1 protein-coding gene is annotated in these 1,898 nt (G+C 67.8%); it reads right to left on the bottom strand.

Annotated elements, in window-relative coordinates:
• Positions 1–1,898: non-ribosomal peptide synthetase (locus tag SLW56_RS20750; protein ID WP_320695404.1), on the bottom strand; the 1,898-nt coding region annotated here is incomplete at both ends.

A 1,898-nucleotide genomic window follows, 5' to 3' on the forward strand; every position in this document is an offset into this window, starting at 1 on the left:
GGCCAGTTCGCCGATGGTGGGGTGCTTGAATACATCCACCATCGACAGCTGGCAGCCGAACTGCCGGTTGATCGCATTGATCACCTGCAGCGCCAGCAGCGAACGTCCGCCCAGTGCGAAGAAGTTGTCGCCGATCCCCACCGACTCCACCTTCAGCAACCGCTGCCACAACGCCACGATCCACTGCTCGGTGGCGTTGCGTGCCGGTTGTACCTCGCGCGCCGTTGTCTCCCCGCTGCGATGGCCGGCGTACCGGGCCCGCAGCGCATTGCGGTCGATCTTGCCGTTGGCACTCAGCGACAGCGACTGCAGCGCGATCCATTCCTGTGGCAGCATGAAGCTCGGCAAGTGACCACGCAGGTACGCGCGCGCGCGCACTTCCAACGCCTCGTCCGTCTCGCCCTGCCCCGCCAGGTACTGCACGAAGGCGACCAACCGTTGGCCTTGCGCATCGTCCAGCTTGAGGACCGCGCTGGTCTTGACCACGCCGCTGGCCGCCAACACCGCTTCGATCTCGCCCAACTCGATGCGGAAGCCGTTGAGCTTGACCTGCTGATCCAGGCGGCCGATGAATTCCAACACGCCCTGTTCGGTCCAGCGCACCAGATCGCCGGTGCGGTACAGCCGCGGCAATGCCACGCCGATGCTGGCGCCGGGTACGAACTTCTCGGCTGTCAGCTCGGGACGCTGCCAGTAGCCGGGCGACAGGCCGGTTCCCCCCAGGTACAGCTCGCCGGCCACGCCGCGCGGCGCGATCTGGCCCTGGCGATCGACCACGAACGCCTGGCAGCCGCGGATCGGAATACCGATGTCAGGCGCCCGGCCCGACTCGCGCCGGCACAGCGCATAGGTCGAATAGGTCGTGTCTTCCGACGGCCCGTACAGGTTGTAGACTGCCTGCACCGCGGTTCGCGCGTAGATCTGTTCGACCACCGGAGCCAGCAACGCTTCGCCGGCCAGGTTGACCACCTGGACCGACGCGGGAATCGCCCCGGTATCGAGCAGTTGCATGATCGCCGACGGCACGGTGTTGATCAGCGTGACGCCGCTGCCGCGTACCTGCGCGGACTGATGGATGTCCAGAATATGCCCGACCAGCAGGCAGCAGCCGCCACGGGTCAACGGCGCGAACATCTCGAACACCGACAGGTCGAAGCAGATCGAGGTCGAGGCCAGCACCACGGCCAGTTGCTCGGCGGCATAGGTCGCGTGGGCCCAGGCCAGCATCTCCGCCGCATTGCGGTGTTCGATCATCACACCCTTGGGGCGACCGGTGGTGCCGGAGGTGTAGATCAGGTACGCCAGGCTAGACGCGGCGATCTCCAGGGCCGGGTCGTGGCTGGGGAAGTCGGCGAATGCCGCGGCGCTGGACACATCCAGCACGCGCGCATCGATCTCCTCCACGCAGCCGCGGGTCGACGGGGTCGCCAGGATCTGGCCCAGTCCGGCATCGGCGGCGATGTAGCGCAGCCGTTCGGCCGGATACTCCGGGTCCATCGGCACATAGGCGGCCCCGGCCTTGAGCACGGCCAGCAGCGCCACCACCAGTTCCAGGCTGCGCGGCAGGCAGACGCCGACCAGCGTTCCAGGTTGCACCCCGGCCGCCGCCAGCGCATACGCCAGTTGGTTGGCACGGGCGTTGAGGCTGGCGTAATCCAGGTGCTCGGCGCCGAAGCGCAGCGCGATCTGTTGCGGGGTTCGCGCCGCCTGCCGTTCGAACAGCACGTGCAGGCACTGCGGAGCCTCCGCGTCCGTGTCGGCCAATGGCGCCGGCAGCGGCAGTGACTGGCTCGGCAGCGCGAAATCCCGCAGCCGCTGCACCGTGCCGTCGGCCAACTGCGCGAAGATCCGGGTCAGGTCCTCGGCCATCTGTTCGATCAGCCAGCGCGGGAAGAGCG

This window comes from Xanthomonas sp. LF07-6, from assembly GCF_034105445.1.
In the GTDB taxonomy this organism is placed as follows: domain Bacteria; phylum Pseudomonadota; class Gammaproteobacteria; order Xanthomonadales; family Xanthomonadaceae; genus Xanthomonas_A; species Xanthomonas_A sontii.